The 18,088-nt window shown below is 63.7% G+C and carries 13 protein-coding genes; 4 read left to right on the top strand and 9 right to left on the bottom strand.

All coding sequences use genetic code 11. The features are described from left to right. The first annotated feature begins 157 nt into the window (after positions 1-157). Positions 158-1,102 carry an SGNH/GDSL hydrolase family protein gene (locus PV761_RS06425; RefSeq protein WP_347895300.1) on the top strand — a complete coding sequence of 315 codons (945 nt, stop codon included), beginning with the start codon at positions 158-160 and terminating at the stop codon, positions 1,100-1,102. Between the two features lie 169 nt (positions 1,103-1,271). On the opposite strand, the gene PV761_RS06420 is transcribed toward PV761_RS06425, so the two are convergent. The 5 genes from PV761_RS06420 to PV761_RS06400 form a co-directional block, all read right to left on the bottom strand. Further along, positions 1,272-2,999, bottom strand: a complete 1,728-nt coding sequence (locus PV761_RS06420) for an ABC transporter ATP-binding protein (protein WP_347895298.1) — start codon at positions 2,997-2,999, stop codon at positions 1,272-1,274. Positions 3,000-3,010: 11 nt separating this feature from the next. Then, positions 3,011-3,961: an ABC transporter permease gene (locus tag PV761_RS06415; RefSeq protein WP_347895296.1), complete on the bottom strand. Its 951-nt coding sequence runs from the start codon at positions 3,959-3,961 to the stop codon at positions 3,011-3,013. Further along, entirely contained in the window at positions 3,951-4,880 is a 930-nt protein-coding gene (locus tag PV761_RS06410; RefSeq protein WP_347895294.1) for an ABC transporter permease, read from the bottom strand. Before PV761_RS06410 ends, PV761_RS06415 begins: the two co-directional genes overlap by 11 nt. 134 nt (positions 4,881-5,014) lie before the next feature. Further along, positions 5,015-6,703 (bottom strand): ABC transporter substrate-binding protein, encoded by a 1,689-nt coding sequence (locus PV761_RS06405; RefSeq protein WP_028269453.1) that lies wholly within the window; start codon positions 6,701-6,703, stop codon positions 5,015-5,017. Positions 6,704-6,941: 238 nt separating this feature from the next. Further along, on the bottom strand, positions 6,942-8,777 hold the full coding sequence (locus PV761_RS06400; protein WP_347895291.1) for an ABC transporter ATP-binding protein: 1,836 nt from the start codon (positions 8,775-8,777) through the stop codon (positions 6,942-6,944). Positions 8,778-8,854: 77 nt separating this feature from the next. On the opposite strand from PV761_RS06400, the gene PV761_RS06395 reads away from it, so the two are divergent. Then, positions 8,855-9,484 carry a PH domain-containing protein gene (locus tag PV761_RS06395; protein ID WP_347895289.1) on the top strand — a complete coding sequence of 210 codons (630 nt, stop codon included), beginning with the start codon at positions 8,855-8,857 and terminating at the stop codon, positions 9,482-9,484. Between the two features lie 24 nt (positions 9,485-9,508). On the opposite strand, the gene PV761_RS06390 is transcribed toward PV761_RS06395, so the two are convergent. The 3 genes from PV761_RS06390 to PV761_RS06380 all read right to left on the bottom strand — a co-directional run bounded on the left by PV761_RS06390 (position 9,509) and on the right by PV761_RS06380 (position 14,106). After that, positions 9,509-10,609 carry an ABC transporter permease gene (locus PV761_RS06390; protein WP_347895287.1) on the bottom strand — a complete coding sequence of 367 codons (1,101 nt, stop codon included), beginning with the start codon at positions 10,607-10,609 and terminating at the stop codon, positions 9,509-9,511. Further along, on the bottom strand, positions 10,606-12,147 hold the full coding sequence (locus PV761_RS06385; protein WP_347895285.1) for an ABC transporter permease: 1,542 nt from the start codon (positions 12,145-12,147) through the stop codon (positions 10,606-10,608). Before PV761_RS06385 ends, PV761_RS06390 begins: the two co-directional genes overlap by 4 nt. A gap of 180 nt (positions 12,148-12,327) precedes the next feature. Then, a complete protein-coding gene (locus tag PV761_RS06380; RefSeq protein WP_347895283.1) occupies positions 12,328-14,106 on the bottom strand; it encodes an ABC transporter family substrate-binding protein in 1,779 nt (592 codons plus the stop codon). Between the two features lie 398 nt (positions 14,107-14,504). Between PV761_RS06380 and PV761_RS06375 the strand changes: the two genes are divergently transcribed. Beyond that, positions 14,505-15,545 (top strand): LLM class flavin-dependent oxidoreductase, encoded by a 1,041-nt coding sequence (locus PV761_RS06375; protein WP_347895281.1) that lies wholly within the window; start codon positions 14,505-14,507, stop codon positions 15,543-15,545. 54 nt (positions 15,546-15,599) lie between these two features. Here PV761_RS06375 and ychF read toward each other — a convergent pair whose 3' ends face one another. Beyond that, on the bottom strand, positions 15,600-16,685 hold the full coding sequence (gene ychF / locus PV761_RS06370) for a redox-regulated ATPase YchF (RefSeq protein WP_028269460.1): 1,086 nt from the start codon (positions 16,683-16,685) through the stop codon (positions 15,600-15,602). 114 nt (positions 16,686-16,799) lie between these two features. Here ychF and PV761_RS06365 point away from each other — a divergent pair, with 114 nt between their 5' ends. After that, a complete protein-coding gene (locus PV761_RS06365; protein WP_028269461.1) occupies positions 16,800-18,011 on the top strand; it encodes a DNA recombination protein RmuC in 1,212 nt (403 codons plus the stop codon). The last annotated feature ends 77 nt before the right edge of the window (positions 18,012-18,088 follow it).

Below are 18,088 nucleotides of genomic sequence, written 5' to 3'. Positions count from 1 at the left end.
TCATTTATTGGCCTAAAAACCCCAAAACGGGGTCCGTCAGCCCCCGTTACTGGATCGTCATCTGAATGGGACGAATAGTGGCTTAAGTTACTGGATATTCCTGTTGCGATGCCCCATCATTACGGAGGTAACAGCAAGCAAAGCCCGGAGACCATAGATGCGAAACGCTTCAGCCCTGACCCGCTTCGTCGCTCCTATGATCGCCGCCGGCGTTCTGATGGCCGGCTGCGGGCAGGCCCCACAGACAACGGGCGCGGCCCCGGAATCTGCCGCGCCGGCTGCCAGCACGGCAGCATCACAGCCGTCGGCGCCTGCATCCGGCCAGTCCGTTCCGCGGAAGTCGGCGGCCGCGCCGGTGGCTGCTGCACCGGGCGAGCCGGTGGCCGCCGGCTCGGCGGGGAAGGCCAAGCTTGCCCCGGAATCCGATCCGGCATCGATGGCGCCCGGATCGGTCTACCTGAACCCGGCAAACGGCCGCAACGAAGTCATCGTGGCCAACATCAAGCGGACCGCCGTGCTGATCGGGGACTCGCAGTCCGAGCCTGAAGCCGGCTGGCCCCGCCAGGGCCTGGCTGCCATGGGTTACAACATCTTCTTCTGCGGCCGCGGCGGCACCGGCTTTGTTGCTGCGAACGGTAAGACCGGCAACTACATCGATGCACTGCAGCGCGGCGACTGGAAGCTCCCGTATGGATCCCCGGCGCTGGTGGTCATCCAGGGCGGCGGAAACGATGCCGCCCGCGGAGCCACGGATGCCCAGATCGTGGCCAACGCCGACCGCCTGATCTCCTCGCTCAAGCAACGCTACCCGGGGTCGAAGTTTGCCATGATCGGCACCCTGGCCCGCGGAATCAACTACGGCGGAGGGCGGCGGTCACAGGTGGACGCGCTGCTGAGCACGGTGGCCGCCAAACACGCCATCCCGTTTGTCAGCGCCGGCGACTGGCTGACTAAGTACAACCTGGCCAAGGAACTGGCCGACGGCGTGCACATGAACAGTGTCGGCCACAAGGCACTCGGCACCATCCTTGCCGCAAGGCTGAAGGAACTGGGACTCGAGGCGCCGGCGGTGCCGGCCACCTCGGCGTTGCCGGTCGGGTGAGCGGAGCCGCGCTCCCCTGAGCCGGCCCTCCTGCACAGAGCCGCATCAGCAGCAGGACGTTTCAGCACCAGGCACTTCACATAAGAAAAGGAGCCGGTATCCGCCTTGTGGGCGGATACCGGCTCCTTTCGTGATGCACCTATGCAGGAAACATCTGCCCGGGTTCTACTCAGGCAACTTCCGGCGGCAGCATCAGCCGCGCGCCCGGGATGGCATGGAGCAAGGCCTTCGTGTAGTCCTTCTGCGGGGCGTCGAACACGTCGTCCGTGGAACCGGTCTCAACCAGCTTGCCCTTCTCCATCACGCACACGTGGTCCGCGATCTGCCGGACTACGGCAAGGTCGTGGGTGATGAACAGGTAGGTCAGGCCCAGCCTGGACTGCAGCTCGGCGAGCAGGTTCAGCACCTGTGCCTGGACCAGGACATCGAGGGCGGAAACCGCCTCGTCGCAGATGATCACTTCCGGGTCGAGGGCCAGGGCACGGGCGATGGCAACACGCTGGCGCTGCCCGCCGGACAGTTCGTTCGGGTAACGCTGCATGGTGGACTGCGGCAGTGCCACCTGGTCCAGGAGCTCGCGGACCTTCTTCTCGCGGCTGGCCTTGTCCCCGATCTTGTGGGTACGCAGCGGCTCCTCGATGGTCCGGAAGATGTTGTACATCGGGTCGAGGGAGCCGTAGGGATCCTGGAAGATCGGCTGCACGCGGCGGCGGAACGCAAAGATCTGCTTGCTGTTCAGCGTGGAGGTGTCTACGCCGTCGAACACGATTTTTCCGGACGTCGGCTGGAGGAGGTTCAGCACCATCTGCGCCACGGTGGACTTGCCCGAACCCGACTCCCCGACGATCGCCGTCGTCGTCCCGCGCTTGACGCTGAAGGAGACGTCGTCAACGGCAGCGAAGTCGGTGGACTTCCCGAAGCCGGAGCGAAGCTTGAACACCTTGCGGAGGTTCTGGATCTGGAGCACGTCTTCGGTCTTGGTCGGCTCGACGACGACAGCCCCGCCGGCAGAGCTGGAGGGAGCGAGCAGCTCGTCCGTTTCGACGCCGAGCTCCTTGGCCACCTGGATGCGCCGGGACGCGAGCGACGGCGCCGAGGCCACCAGGCGCTGCGTGTACGGGTGCTGCGGGTTCTGCAGCAGTTCCAGGGACGGACCGGCTTCCACCACGTTGCCCCGGTACATCACCACCACCTTGTCCGCGCGTTCGGCGGCCAGGCCCAGGTCGTGGGTGATCAGGAGCACCGACGTGCCCAGTTCCGAGGTCATCTTTTCCAGGTGATCGAGGATCTGGCGCTGCACCGTCACGTCGAGCGCGGAGGTGGGCTCGTCGGCGATCAGCAGCCGCGGCTGGCAGGAGAGGCCGACGGCGATCAGCGCGCGCTGGCGCATGCCGCCGGAGAACTCGTGCGGGTACTGCTTGGCCCGCCGTTCGGCGTCGGGCAGGCCTGCCTCGGCGAGAACCTTCGCAACGTCGGCGGGTCCGCTGGGACGGCCGTTGGCCCGCAGCGTTTCCTTGACCTGGTAGCCGATCTTCCAGACCGGGTTGAGGTTGGACATCGGGTCCTGCGGGACCATGCCGATCGTATTGCCGCGCAGCTCGATCATGCGCTTTTCCGAGGCATGGGAGATGTCTTCGCCGTCGAGCAGGATCTGCCCGCCGGAGACCCTGCCGTTGGCGGGGAGCAGCCCGATGGCGGCGAGCGCCGTGGTCGACTTACCGGAGCCGGACTCCCCCACAATCGCGACGGTTTCACCCGGCATGATGGTCAGGTGGGCGTTCCGGACGGCCTGGACCTCTCCGGACCCGGTCTTGAAGGAAATGGCGAGGTCGCGGATTTCCAGCAGGGGCGTGTCCGCCACGCCCGCCTCACTGATTCTGACGTCGGAAGTTGTCATGATTGCCTCGTTCATCGTTGACGGCTTTTCGGATCGAGGGCGTCGCGCAGCGCATCGCCGAGCATGATGAAGCTCAGGACGGTGATGGACAGCGCGATGGCCGGATACAGCAGGATGGCCGGGTTGGTGCGGACGGAAGACCTGGCGGAGGCGATGTCGTTACCCCAGGACATGATGCTGCCCGGCAGGCCGATGCCGATGAAGGACAGCGTGGCTTCCGCCACGATGAAGACACCGAGTTCCATGGTTGCCAGGACGATGATCGGCGCGAGGGCGTTCGGCAGCACGTGCCGGACGAGCGAACCGAAGCGCGAGACGCCCAGTGAGCGGGCAGCCGTCACGAAGTCCGCATTGCGCACTTCAATGACTGCGCCGCGCGTGATGCGGGCCATCTGGGGCCAGCTGAGGACCACCAGGATCATGACCACGGTCCAGACGCCGCGGTTATCGCGCATGAACGGAAGCTGCGAGACCACCAGGGCGCCCAGGATGAGCGGGATGGCAAAGAAGATGTCGCCGAGCCGGGCGATGACGGCGTCGAGCCAGCCGCCGTAGAAGCCGGCGATGGCACCGAGCGTGACACCGATGAGAAGGACGCAGATCACGGAGAAGACGCCGACCATCAGCGACGCCTGGGTGCCGTGGATGATGCGGGAGTACACGTCGCAGCCCTGGAAGGTGTAGCCGAGCGGATGCCCTGCCGAAGGAGCGCCGTCGGAGTTCGCCAGCTGGCAGTTGTCGTTCGGTGCCACCTGGGTGAAGAGGCCCGGAAAGAGGGCCACAATGATGATCAGCGCGATCATCACGGCGGAAATAATGAACAGCGGGCGACGGCGGAGCTTGCGCCAGGCGCCGGCCCAGAGGCTCAGAGGAGCCTGGTCTGCTTTGAGCGAGTCCGTTGCCAGCAGGGGGGTCTCCTCCACGGGGGCAACAAAGTGCTCGATTTCGCGATTAGTTTTCATAACGGATCCTCGGATCAAGCCAGGCGTACAGCAAATCGACCAACAGGTTGGCAATAACGAAGACAAGCACCAGGACGCTGACAATCGCGACCACGGTGGGGCCTTCGCTGCGGATAACGGCCTGGAACAGCTTCTGGCCAACACCCGGGACGTTGAAGATGCTCTCCGTGACGATGGCACCGCCCATCAGGCCGCCGAGGCTGGCGCCCAGGTAGGTGATGACCGGAATCATGGAGTTGCGCAGGATGTGAGTGACCACGACGCGCGGCCGCGAGAGGCCCTTGGCGGTGGCGGTGCGCACATAGTCGGCGTTCATGTTCTCGACCACCGACGCGCGCGTCAGCCGCAGGACGTAGGCAAAGGAAACCAGGCCCAGCACGGTGGCCGGCAGGATCAGGTTGCCCCAGTCCGCGTTGGCTCCAACGGTGGGCTTGGCCCAGCCGAGCTGCACACCGATCAGTAGCTGCAGGACGAATCCGAGCACAAAGGTGGGGATGGCGATGACCACGAGGGACGCGACGAGCACGGTGGCGTCGAAGAACTTCCCCTTGCGCAGCCCGGCAACGAGGCCGAAGGTCACGCCGAAGACAGTCTGGATGATGAGGGCTTCGACGGCCAGCATGACGGTGACCGGGAAGATCCGGCCGAGGGATGCCGCAATGGGCTGGCCGGTGAAGTCGACGCCGAGGTTGAAGGTGAACAGGTTCTTGAGGAAGAGCCCGTACTGCACCCAGAACGGCTGGTCGAGGTTGTACTGCTGGCGGAGCTGCGCGATGACGGCTTCGCTGGGCGGTCGGTCGCCGAACAGTGCCCGGATCGGGTCACCCGGGAGGGCGAAAACCATGAAGTAGACGAGCAGGGTGGTTCCGATGAACACCGGAATGATCTGCAGCAGGCGCCGGAGGATGTACTGGATCACAGCAGCGTCTCCTGAGCGTTTGTGGGGCTAAGGGGGATCATGTAGGACAGCTTTCGTGCCGGTTCCAAGGCTATGGGGGCCCGGCTTTGTGGCCGAACCCCCATTAGCTTTTTGACGTGGATTTGTTCTGCGGACTACTTGGCGGTGATGGCCCAGTACTGCAGAACACCGTTCCAGCCAGCGTCAACGTTGCTGACGTTCTGGCTCCAGACGGCCTGGCGTGCGGAGTACCACAGCGGCAGGTTGGGGAGTTCCTTGAAGAGGATCTCCTGTGCTTCCGTGAACTTCTTGTTGGCGTCGTCCGTGGACTTGGCGCCCAGGCCTTCGGTGAGGAGCTTGTCGAACTCGGGGTTCGTGTAGCCCTCGTAGTTGGCGCTGGCACCGGTCTTCAGGAGCGGGCCGAGGAAGTTGTACAGCGACGGGTAGTCAGCCTGCCAGCCGGCGCGGGTCAGGCCGGGAAGGTCCTTGGCCGTGCGCAGCTTCAGGATTTCAGCGAACTTGGCGAACGGCTGGCCTTCGGCCTTGATTCCCAGGTTGTTCTTGAAGTTGTTGGCAACAGCGTCGATCCATTCCTTGTTGCCGCCGTCAGTGTTGTAGGCAAGCTGCAGGGTCTTGTCAGCGGGCCACGGGGTGATGGCGTCGGCCTTCGCCCACAGGTCCTTCGCCTTGGCGGCGTCGAACTTCAGGACCTCGGAACCGGCAACATTTTCGTTGTAGCCGTCAACTGCCGGTGAGGTGAAGTCCTTGGCCGGGATGCGGGTGCCGGAGAAGATGACCTTGGTGATCTCTTCGCGGTTGATGGCCATGGACAGCGCCTGGCGGCGGAGCATGCCTGCTTCGCCCTGGAACTCGGGCAGGTAGCCCGGGATGTTCAGGGTGGAGTTGCCTGCGTACGGCTTGTTGAGGTGGTTCTCAGGGAAGTCCGTGGCGTAGGTCTTGAGGGCGTCCGTCGGCAGGACGTCCGTGACATCGAGGTTGTTGCCCTGGATGTCGGTGTAAGCCGGAGCCGGGTCGGTGTAGAACTTGAAGGTCACGCCGCCGTTCTTGGCAGCACGTGCACCCTGGTAGTCAGCGTTCTTGACCAGTTCGATCTGGCTGTCGTGCTGCCAGGCACCTTCCTTGGCCATCTTGTACGGGCCGTTGCCCACCGGGTTCTCGCCGAACTTCTTCGGGTCCTTGATGGCGTCTGCAGGCAGCGGCATGAAGGCGGAGTAGCCAAGGCGCAGCGGCCAGTCTGCTTCAGGCTGGGTCAGCTTGACCGTGATGGTGGAATCGTCCTTCAGGGCCAGGCCTGAGAGGGTCTGTGCGGTGGGGGCCGGAACGTCGGTGTCCTTGCCGTCCGCACCCTTCTCGGTCTTGGTGGCGCTGACCGCGTCATAGCCTTCGATGGATTCGAAGAAGCTGCTGTTGCTCTGGGCGTTGGTGCTCAGGGCGGCAAAGTTCCAGGCGTCAACGAAGCTCTTGGCGGTGACTTCCTCGCCGTTGGTGAACTTGCTGCCGGACTTGACCTTGATGGTGTAGTTCTGGCCGTCCGGGGACTCAATGGACTCGGCCAGGGCGTCGACGGATTTGCCGCTCGGATCGTAGCTCCGCAGGCCTTCGAACAGAAGCTCGACGACGCGGCCACCGTAGACTTCGCCGGTATCGGCGGGCATCAGGGGCTTCTGCGGCTCATTGCTGTACGCCGTGATGACCTTGTTGGGATCGCCGGCAGCCTGGCTGCTGCCACCGTTCGTGGAGCCGCCGCCGGCACCGCATCCGGTCAGGGCAAGGGCCGCGATGGCAACCATGCCCAGTGCTTTGGAAGTGCGCGAAAAACGCATTCCGCCTCCTATGAGTTGTGGGAGTGAGAAGGGAAAGTCTTGTGCTTCCCCGCAGGCCGGGCACAGAGGTGTCCTGTGACGTGGCATACATAAGTGAGTAGCCTAACCCCAAAATGTCCAGATATTGGAACTCTGTTGCCAAACTGCAACCCGGTCACAATTTGACCACTAGCGTCAACATCGGCGTATTTCAAGTCACACGTTACTCAGTGGTAGCCTACACCTGATGTGACGGACCTTACTCCACTCCACTCGCCAGCAGCTGTGCCCGCAGCTCCCGTCGCTCACGCTGTTTTTCGGGGTCCGGGAGGGGCACCGCAGCGAGCAGGCGCTGCGTGTAGGGTTCCTGCGGATTGCGCAGAATCTGGTCCCGTGTGCCCTGCTCAACGATTCTGCCCCGCTGCATCACGCAGATGCGGTCGGCCAGCACGTCGACCACTGCCAGGTCGTGCGTCACGAACAGGCAGGCAAAGCCGAGGTCTTTCTGGAGGTTCTGGAACAGTTCAAGTACTTTTGCCTGCACCGACACGTCAAGCGCCGACGTCGGTTCGTCCGCCACCATCAGCTTCGGCTTGAGCGACAGTGCCCGGGCGATGCCCACGCGCTGCTTCTGGCCGCCGGACAGCTCATGCGGATACCGGTTGCGGTAGCTCCTGGGCAGCTCCACCTGGTCAAGGAGCGCCTCGATCCGCTTCTGCAGCCCGCTTCCCTTGGCCTCCCCGGCAAGGAACATGGGTTCGCCGATGCTCTCGCCGATCGGAAGGCGCGGATTCAACGACGACGACGGGTCCTGGAAGACCATGCCGATGTGCCGCCGGACATGGTGCAGCTGCTTGCCGTTCTTCTTGGCAGCTGAAATGTCCTGGCCCACCACCCGCATTGTGCCTGCCGCGACGGGAAGCAACCCCACCGCCGCGCGGCCGATGGTGGTTTTGCCCGAGCCGGATTCGCCTACGAGCCCCACCACCTGGCCCGGGTAGATCACGAGGTTTGCACCCTCCACGGCCCGGAAGGCAGGCACACGGCCCTGTTTGGGGTATTCGATGGCCACATCGGTCAGTTCGAGGACCGGCTCGCCCTGGGGCCGTTCCGCGGCCGCAGCAGCCAGCGCCGCAACGTTCTCCCGCTCGCGCCGGACGAGTTCCTCATGGTCCACTGATTCCAGCTCGGCATGGGTGGCGGCTGCCAGCGCGGCGGTAACGTCGACTTCCTCGCCATGCTCCGCTCCGCCCTGGCCAAGGTGCGGCACCGCCGCCAGCAAGGCCTGCGTGTATTCGTGCCTGGGATTCCGGAAGACCTGCTCAGCCGTTCCGGTTTCGACAATGAGGCCCCGGCGCATGACGGCGATCCGGTCTGCGAGGTCCGCCACGACGCCCATGTCGTGGGTGATCAGCACAATGGCACTGTCCAGCTTGTTCCGGAGATTGCGCATGAGGTCCAGGATCTCGGCCTGGACTGTGACGTCCAAGGCCGTGGTGGGCTCGTCGGCAATCAGCAGCTTGGGGTCGCAGGACAGCGATTGCGCAATCATGGCCCGTTGCCGCTGGCCGCCCGACAGCTGGTGCGGGTAGGACTTGAACGCCTTCTCGGGGTCCGGCAGTTCCACCAGTTCCAGCATCCGCAGGGCACGTTCCTTTGCCTGCTCAGGTGAAACTTCATTATGCAGCCGCACCGTCTCCACGATCTGCGCCCCGACCGTGTAGACCGGGTTGAGTGCGGTCATGGGTTCCTGGAAGATCACAGCCACGTCCTTGCCGCGGACTTCCCGGATGTTGGCCGCGCTGGCGCCAAGGAGTTCTTTGCCGGAGAGGCGGACGCTGCCGGATACCCGGCTGTTGCTGGGCAGGAGGCCCAGCAGGGCCATGGAGCTGGCGCTCTTGCCGGAACCGGACTCCCCCACGATGGCCAGCACCTCGCCGGCCCTGACCTGATAGTTCAGGCCGATGGCCGCAGGCACCCATTTCTTGTCCACGCCGAAGTCGACGCTGAGGTCGCGGACCTCGAGGACAACAGCACCCTTTGCGGGTTCCTGCGCCGGCGCGGTGTCCTGGTGGGGGGTGATGTTGTCAGTCATGACGGGTTCCCTTCCGCCCAGGCCGCCGCTGCACGGGAAATTAGTGCTGCGGCCTGGAATCCTGAATTATTGGGGGCATGAGCAGTGTGCCGCACGCCGGAAATGTTGAAGTCTTCAAAGCCCCTACGAACAAGTGGTTCGCTTGGCTTTCCTGGCTGGTGGCAGCGCTTGGCCTCGTGGTCACCGCCGCGGCCGGCGGCCCGGCCGCCCTGCTGGGGGCAGGCCCGCTGCTGCTGATCGGCTTTCTTGGCTGGCTGCTGTTCTGGATGCCTTCGGTGGTGGTTCACGACGGCGGCATCACCTTGGAGAATCCGTTCCGCTCCGTTCTCGTCCCCTGGGCTGCCCTGGTCAATGTTGATACGCGCTACGCCCTGACGCTGGTCACGCCGGCCCGGAGCTACGTTTCCTGGGCTGCACCGGCGCCGGGCATCTGGGGCGGCCGGAACGCCCGCCCTGAGGATCTCAAGGGCCTTCCTTCCGCAACGTACGGACCGGGAAGGTCCGTGCGCCCCGGTGACCTGAAAACCACTGATTCGGGGCAGGCAGCCCGGCTGGTACGCAGACGCTGGGAACAGCTGGTCGAAGCCGGCACCCTGGACGCCGGGAATGCCGATTCGACCGGCGTCAGGGTGACGTTCCGCTGGGGGGCGGTTGCAGCCACCGCCGTGCTGCTGGCCGCCAGCTGCTGGGCCGTCGCAGTTCCTTAGGGCGGCTGCCCGGACTGGCCGCATTCAGTCGCCCGCTGACCCGTCGGCTGCGGGAGCCGGCTTCTTGGCCGCTTCCCCGGACAACTGCGTGTCCTTGGCCTTCTTGGCGTTGAACTTCTTCTGCCTCGGGTCGAACGCGTCCCGGAGCCCGTCGCCGATGAAGTTGATGCTCAGGCAGATCAGGACGATGAAGATGCCCGGGAACCAGAACAGCCACGGCCGGGTGGAGAATGCTTCCTGGTTTTGCGAGATGAGCAGGCCCAGCGACGTGTCCGGGGATTTCACGCCCACACCGAGGTAGCTCAGGGCCGTTTCCAGGAGGATGGCAGCGGACATGGTCAGCGTCACGTTGACGATCAGCACGCCGATGGCGTTGGGCAGGATGTGCTTGAAGATGATCCGGGCATTGCTGGCTCCCGAGATGCGTGCTGCATCAACAAACTCGCGTTCGCGAAGGGTGAGGAACTCACCGCGCATCAGCCGGGCGAGGCCCACCCAGCTGACGAGGCCGAGGAAGATTCCGAGGATCAGGATGCCGTTGCTGGCCGCGAAGCCCGAAAACCAGCCGCCCTGGTCCCTGCGGTTGACGCTCTGGGCCACGACGGCGGCGAGGAGCAGTACGGGGATGATGATGATGACGTCGGTGATCCGCATCAGCACCGCTTCGACCCAGCCGCGGAAGTATCCGGAGAGTCCGCCCACTACCGTGCCCAGCAGGCCGGCGATCGTCCCGATCAGGAGCATGATGATGATGGACTGCTGGGCTCCGCGCATGGTCATGGCGAACAGGTCCCGGCCGATCCGGTCCTGCCCGAACGGGTGTTCGCCCCAGGCGGGCGGCCACAGGGACGCCGTCGGAACGCCGTCGTTGACCAGCGGCGAGACATCCAGGTGGTCATATTTCCACCAGCCCGGGATCCCCGCCCAGCCCACGGACGTGAAGGCGAGCAGGAATATGACGGCAAAAATGAACAGGCCGACGAGGGCTCCGGTGTGCCCCAGGAACCTCTTACGGACAATCTGCCCCTGGCTCAGCCCCTTCGCTTCCGGCTCGTCGAATGAGCCGGGCTGCCGGGAACGTGCGTGCTCGGCGAGGAATTCTTCCTGCTGGGTTGGCTGGCTCATGCCTTAATCCTTACGCGGGGATCGAGTGCGGAATACGCAAGGTCTGCGATCAGGTTGAACACCATGGCGGTAACTGCCACGCAGACGAAGACTCCCATCACGGGGTTCGGGTCAGTGTGCACAATGCCGTCCAGGAAGAGGAACCCCATGCCGCGGACGGAGAACACAGTCTCTGTGATGACGGCCCCGCCGATGAGCGCCCCGATATCAAATGCCACGATCGTTGCGATCGGAATCAGGGCATTACGGAACGCGTGGCCCATCACCACGGACCGTTCGGAGAGGCCCTTGGCCCGGGCCGTCCGGATGTAGTCCATGTTCATGATTTCCAGCATGGACGACCTGGTGAACCGCGTGTAGCTTGCCAGCGAAACAAGGATGAGCGCCATGGTGGGAAGAATCAGGTGGGTGAAGGTGTCCAGGGTCAGGATCCAGAAGTCGCCCTGGATGTTGGGTGTGCCTGCACCGATGGTGGCGATCGGCCTGCCGCGGACGCGGCTGTTGCTGAAGTAGCTGGGCCACGCCTGCATGAAGCGGTCCATCAGGATGAGTCCGCCCACCAGGAAGGCAGTGATGCCGGCAGCCCGCATCGACTGTCCGCGGTCGTAGCCGCCCATCAGGTAGCCCGTTCCCACGCCCACTCCGATGGTGGCGATGCCCAGCAATACGATCATGATCGCCGTCGCCTGGTTGAGGAGCGGCTGGACAGCGAAGTATGCGACGATGCCGAGTGCCACCACGATGAGTGAGGCCTGGAGCGCCTTCCTGTTTTTGAGTCCTGCCACGAGGAGTGTCACGGCGAAGGCGAGGCCCACCCCGGCAATGGCAATGACAACCGGGCCGAGGCCGGGATTCCGGAACCACTGCACGAGGGAGAAGTAGACCAGGATGAGGCTGACTGCAACGAACACGATGCCGCCCGAGACAAGCCTGCGGCGGGCCGCTCCGCCCACTGCAACGGCAACGATCAGGCCCGCAACGGCGCCGACGCCCAATGCCACCGGCAGTGGTATTTCGGGGTTGCGGAGAAAATCGTTGAAACCGATGGCCCCGTATTCCTTCAACAGCACGGCAACCCAGAAGATCGGAAGCGAGAAAAACAGGAAGGCCATAAACGTCACGCCATAGTCCAGGGCGCTGTACTGCCGCAGTGCGGTAATAATGCCCAGGGCAATACCGATGAGGATGGCGAGGATCGTGGCGCCTGTGACGAGTGTCAGGGTTTGCACCAGCGCGAAACCAAGGGCTTCGGTGATGGGCTGTCCCGCAATATTCTTTCCGAGGTCGCAGGAACCGGCGAAGGGGACCAGGCACCTGGCGGCTCCGCTGAGCCATTTGAAGTACCGGAGCGGGGCGGGCGTATCCAGGTCAAGGAGCTGGCTGCGGGAGTCCATGAGCTGTTGTTTGTTCGGGGCGCTGCTGGCGCGGAATTCCTCCAGTGGATCCCCTGACGACGCTGTCAGGAGGTACACGAGGAATGAAGCCCCGAGAAGAATGAGTGCGGCAGTGATCAGCCGCCGGACGATGTACGTCACCATGGTGGAAAGCCTCTATATCCGGGCCCGGGATCTCGCCGGGCCCATCGCAGAATCTATCCGGATTCCCGACTGAGGTGCGCGGAAACCCGGCAGAATGCCGGTGGTGCCGGAGAAGGCGCCGGGACGTTGGTGCATTTGTCCCGGCGCCTTCTCCTGCTGTTCACTCGCTGAGCGGGGGCTCTACTTCTCAGCCCACTCCCAGAAGTTCCACCAGACACCGGTCTGGTTCGGCATGAACTTCACGCCCGTGATGCGGTCGCTGTAGGCGTCCACTCCGACGGACTGGAAGAGAGGAAGGCCGTAGGCGGACTCCCAGATCTTCTTGTCGATCTGCCTGGTCAGCTCGTCCTGCTTGCTGCGGTCGGTGGTGACGATCAGCTCATCCATCAGCTTGTCCGCTTCCGGATCGGCGAACTGGTTGAAGTTGGATCCGTTGCCGCTGCGGAAGATCTGCGGGACGCCGGATACGCCGACACCCGGGTTGGTCCAGCCGAAGATGGTGGCATCGTAGCTGCCGTCGCCGAGGGCCTTGCCCCAGTCGGACGCTCCCAGTCCGCCGTCAACGATCTTGAAGCCGGCCTTGGTGGCCGATTCGCGGATCAGGGAGAAGGCGTCAACACGGTTGGGGTTGTCCTTGTTGTACATGATGCGGACCTCGGGCGTCTTGCCGGCAAGGAGCGCCTTGGCGCCGTCAATGTCCACGTCCTGGTATGCCGAGGAACCGTTGTTCTTGGCTGATTCCTCGTATGCTGCCTGGGCCGGAACGAAGAGCTGCGAATCCAGCGGTTTGGCTTCCGGGTCGAGCTTCTTCACGATCTTGTCGACGATGTCCTTGCGCGGGACCGTCTTCATGAACGCTTCGCGGACGCTCTTCTCGGCAAACGGACCCGAGTAGTTCAGGTCGATGTGGTCGTAGGAGAGCTGGTTGCCCTGTTCCACGGTGACGCCCTGGCTTTCGAGGGCCTTCAGCTGCTCGATGGTGTCCGCCGAGGCCTGCGGAGCAATGATGTCAGCTTCGCCGTTCTTCAGTGCCTGCACCTGTGCCGGAGCTGAGCCGATGTAGCGGACAGTGATTTCGTCCAGGCTGGCTTCCGGTCCCCAGTTGTAGTCCTTGTTGCGGACCATGGTGAGGGACTGGTCCTGGGTGACGCTCTTGACGATGTACGGACCGTTGGAAAGGAAAAGGCTGGGATCGGACGGCAGGGTCTTCGTGTCAAAGCCTGTGTTCCAGAGGTCAGCCATGGCCTTCAATTTCTCGTCGGCCGGCTTCGGGGCCTTGGGATCGCCCTTGGGCTTTTCCTTCAGGTAGTCCACGAGCGCCTTGGCGTCGCTCAGGCCGGCTTTCTTGGCCAGCACGTGCGCCGCAATGTCGATGCCCGGTCCCCCAAGAACGGTTTCCCAGTCAGCGAAGGGCTTGGAGTACTTGATGGTCATGGAACGGTTGTCGTCGCCGAGCTCCGGGAAGTCCGTGAGCTTGAGGCCGGTGGGGTCGCCGGCGTACGAGAAGTACTGCGTGCCGGTCTTTGCCTCGGAGTCGGCATCATCGTAGTAGCCGGAGAAGGCCGCCCACTGCAGCAGGAGGTCGGCCGCCGTCACGGGTGTGCCGTCGGACCACTTCACGCCTTCGTTGACGGTGTACTTGATCGTTAGCGGGTCATCGGAAGTCTTTTCCATCTTGCCGAACTTCTCGTTGCGTACAACGTTCAGCTGGTTGTCGATGTAGTAGAAACCCGAGTGGGTGGCATAACTGATCTTCGAGTTAATGTCCGTGTTGCCGTCGGCGGTGTTCGGGTTGAACGTGTTGAACGCGTTCACCTCGACCACCGTGGCTGAGCCACCCTGTTTGCCGGCAGTAGCGCTGGACGGGGTGGTCCCGCCGCTGTTGCCGGCGCAGGCGCTGAGAGCTAGCGCGGCAGCTGCCGCGACGCCTACCGCTTTGGAAATACGACCTAAGCGCATTCCGCCTCCTATGTTTCTGTGGTGTTGAAAAGACCGCCGCTGTAGGCGCCGGCCAGACCGCCCATTCCCCCAGTGAGAATGTGGCTAGTCTCACATGAGCAGTAGCCTAGACCCGAAAAGAAAGCCAATGGGACCAAAGTTGCCCATGGGTAAAGGTTGTTACCGAGCTGCAACAATGGATTTGCGGACGCGGTTTATCACCGGAGAAGGCAGGGCGGGAAAACCCGCACGGGAGCGGGTCCAACCCCCGACAAAAGCCCCGGTTCAAAGGAATCGGGGCTAACACCGTTAATGAACAATTACTGACTTGGGGGGTAACTTTGCTCTCTCCCCCGGAGCAGCACACGCACCCCGCATATCATGAGGATCAGCTGTACACCGATCCCTGAAGGAATCCCATGCCCGACTCCTCACAACCGTTACGCAAGCTCGGATTCCTCACTATTGGCCTGTTCGACCCCGCGGAGCCAGCCGCGGGGCACGAATCGACCTTGCAGGTCATCGCACTGGGCGAGCAGCTTGGATTCGACAGCGCATGGCTGCGCCACCGCCATCTGCAGTTCGGAATCTCCTCGCCTGTTGCGGTCATGGCGGCGGCCAGCCAGCGCACTTCCCGGATCGAGCTTGGAACCGCCGTGACCCCGATGGGCTGGGAAAACCCTTTGCGCCTTGCCGAGGACCTGGCCACCGTGGATCTGCTCGCCGGCGGACGAATCAATCCGGGCCTGAGCGTGGGCGAACCAATGCACTACGAGACGGTGAAGCACGAGTTGTACCCGGATTCCGCCGAACTGGAGGACTTCGGATATGCACGCCTGGACCGGCTTGCGCGCCTGATCGCGGGGGAACCGGTCCGGGAATTTTCCGGCAAGCAGGGTGTCGTCGAGGAATTCTCCAATCGCGTGGAGCCGCACTCCGCCGGGCTGCGTGCCCGTCTTTGGTACGGGGCGGCAAGCCGGAAATCGGCCATCTGGGCGGGGGCGAACGGATTCAATCTGCTCTCCAGCAGTGTGATCTTCCCCGAAACGGACGAGGAACCGGCGTTTGCCCAAATCCAGCAGTCCCAGATCCGGGCCTACCGTGAAGCAGCCGCGGCATCAGGCCAGTCGCACGGACCAGCCCGGGTCTCGCAAGGCCTGGTGGTCATCCCGACCGATTCGGCTTCAGCGCAACAGCGGGAAAAGTACAGGCGATACGTCGATGAACGCACGCCCCGCACCCGGACGCCGCAGGGACCAAAGGGCATGCTGTTCGCCCCTGACCTCATGGGCACCAGCGATGAAATCGCCGAGCAGCTGTACGCACACGCGGGGTTCCGCGAGGTCGACGAAGTGGCGTTCGCGCTGCCGTTCAGCTTCGACCATGGGGACTACATCCAGATCCTCACCGACATCGCCACCAGATTGGGTCCCGCTTTGGGATGGGCTCCGGCACGTTGAGAAAGACGAAAATCGCGCCCCGGCTGTGCCAGGACGCGATCTTCGCAGATGAGCCTAAACGTTGAAGCGGAACTCCACCACGTCGCCGTCGGCCATGACATATTCCTTGCCTTCGATGCGGACCTTGCCGCGGGCTTTGGCCTCGGCCATGGATCCGGCCTCGATAAGGTCGTCGAAAGACACGACTTCGGCCTTGATGAAGCCGCGCTGGAAATCCGAGTGGATGACGCCGGCGGCCTGCGGGGCGGTGTCGCCCTGGTGGATGGTCCAGGCGCGGGTTTCTTTGGGACCGGCCGTCAGATAGGTCTGCAGTCCCAGCGTGTGGAAGCCGACGCGGGCCAGCTGGTCGAGGCCTGATTCGTCCTGGCCGTTCATCTCCAGCATCTCGCGGGCTTCTTCCTCGTCCAGTTCCACGAGGTCGGATTCCAGCTTGGCGTCGAGGAAGACGGCATCCGCCGGAGCAACCATGGCCCGCAGCTCTTCCTGCTTCTCGGGGTTGCCCAGGATTCCCTCGTCCGAGTTGAAGACGTAGATGAAGGGCTTGGCTGTCAGCAGGCCCAGCTCCTTGAGGTGCTCCATCTCGAGCTTGTCGCTCTTGATCGAGGAGAAGATGGTGTCGCCACGTTCAAGCACGGCCTGCGCTGCCTTGATGGCGGCCAGTTCAGCCGCGTCGCGCTTTTTGATCTTGACTTCTTTTTCGATCCGGGGGATCGCATTTTCGATGGTCTGGAGGTCAGCCAGGATCAGTTCGGTGTTGATGGTCTCCATATCCGAGCGCGGATCCACCTTGCCGTCGACGTGGATGACGTCCGGGTCATCGAACACGCGGACAACCTGTGCGATGGCCTCGGCCTCGCGGATGTTGGCGAGGAACTTGTTGCCCAGGCCTTCGCCTTCCGATGCACCCTTGACAATCCCGGCGATATCGACGAACGACACGGGAGCAGGGAGCAGGCGCTGGGAGCCGAAGACGGCGGCCAGCTTGGCGAGCCGCGGGTCCGGCAGGTTGACCACACCGACGTTCGGCTCGATGGTGGCGAACGGATAGTTCGCAGCCAGCACCTGATTACGGGTCAGTGCGTTGAAAAGGGTTGATTTGCCGACGTTGGGCAGTCCGACGATGCCAATAGTAAGAGCCACGAGCACTAATTCTACCGGTAACCGGCCGCGAACCATGCGGTGGTCCGTTCCCGGTCTCCGCAGGCGGCGTGCGCCTGCGTCAAAAATGTCGGTGGCCCATGCCAAAGTGAACACATGGACGCTTTTGCACTGATACTTGCCCTGCTGATGCTGATTCTCGGCGCCGTGATTGGCGCCGCCTTCACCTACGTGGCGCTCCGCCGGCGGAGCGTGGCCCTGGAACAGGATTTCGACGGCGTCTCGGCGCGCCTTTCGGAGGTCAGCGCCCAGTTCGCGGCGGCCGACGCCGAGCGGCGCCTTCTGTCGGCACAGAACCGGGAACTGGGCGAGTCTCGCAACCAGGACGGCAGCGTCCTCCGGGCCCTGGCCCCGGTGGCGGAAAAGCTGACGGCGGTCCAACAGCAGGTGTCCCTGCTGGAACGCGACCGGCTGGAGCAGTACGGACAGCTGGCCCAGCAGCTGCAGGAGGCCAGGCTCTCCGACGAGCAGCTGCTGCGCTCAACCCATGCCCTGGAGTCCGCCCTGCGGTCCAATAGCGCCCGCGGCCAGTGGGGCGAGGTCCAGCTGCGCCGGGTCGTTGAAGCCGCCGGCATGCTCCGCCATGTGGATTTCCACGAACAACAGCACAGCACCGGAGGGGGAAACGCTGTCCGCCCCGACCTCGTGGTCCAGCTCCCGGGCGGGAAGCAACTGGTGGTTGACGCGAAGGTCCCCCTGGGGTCCTACCTAGAGGCCCAGGACCTGGGATCCTCAGCGGGACGCCAGCAGCAGGGGCCTGCCCTCAACGGCCAGAACGCGTTGCTGGCAGCCCACGCCAAGGCCCTGAAGTCCCATGTGGACGCGCTGAGCAACAAGAAGTACTGGGAGATCCCGGGCAATTCGCCGGAACTCGTCATCTGCTTCCTGCCGGCGGAATCCATCCTGGCGGCCGCACTGGCTGCGGACGCCGGGCTGCTTGACTACGCCTTGAACAAGAATGTGGTGCTGGCATCCCCCGGCACCTTGTTGGCCGTGCTGAAGTCGGTAGCGTTCACCTGGCGCCAGGACGTGCTCACGGACAGCGCCCGGGAGCTCTTTGAGTTGGCGCGGCAGCTCTACGAACGGATGGGCACACTGGGCGACAATGTGACCAAGCTGGGGTCGTCGCTGAAGACGTCCGTTGACCGCTACAACTCAATGGTCGGAACGCTGGAGGCGCGGGTTCTTCCGACGGCGCGGAAACTCAACGCCCTGGAAGCCGAGGGGCTGACCACACCGCCTGCGATCGAGGTGACTCCCCGGTCGGTGGCAGCTCCCGAACTGCAGTCGGAGGAGTCGGCCGCCTAGCCTCGATTTTTCATGATGGTCGGTGATGGTCGCTGGTTCGTGCCGGTGTGTTGATCGGCGGGTGTTTTCTGTTTTCG

The sequence above is a fragment of the Arthrobacter sp. CC3 genome (assembly GCF_039907775.1).
Lineage (GTDB): Bacteria > Actinomycetota > Actinomycetes > Actinomycetales > Micrococcaceae > Arthrobacter.
Note: the sequence above shows the minus strand (reverse complement) of the source record. Positions and strands in the feature narration are given on the sequence as shown.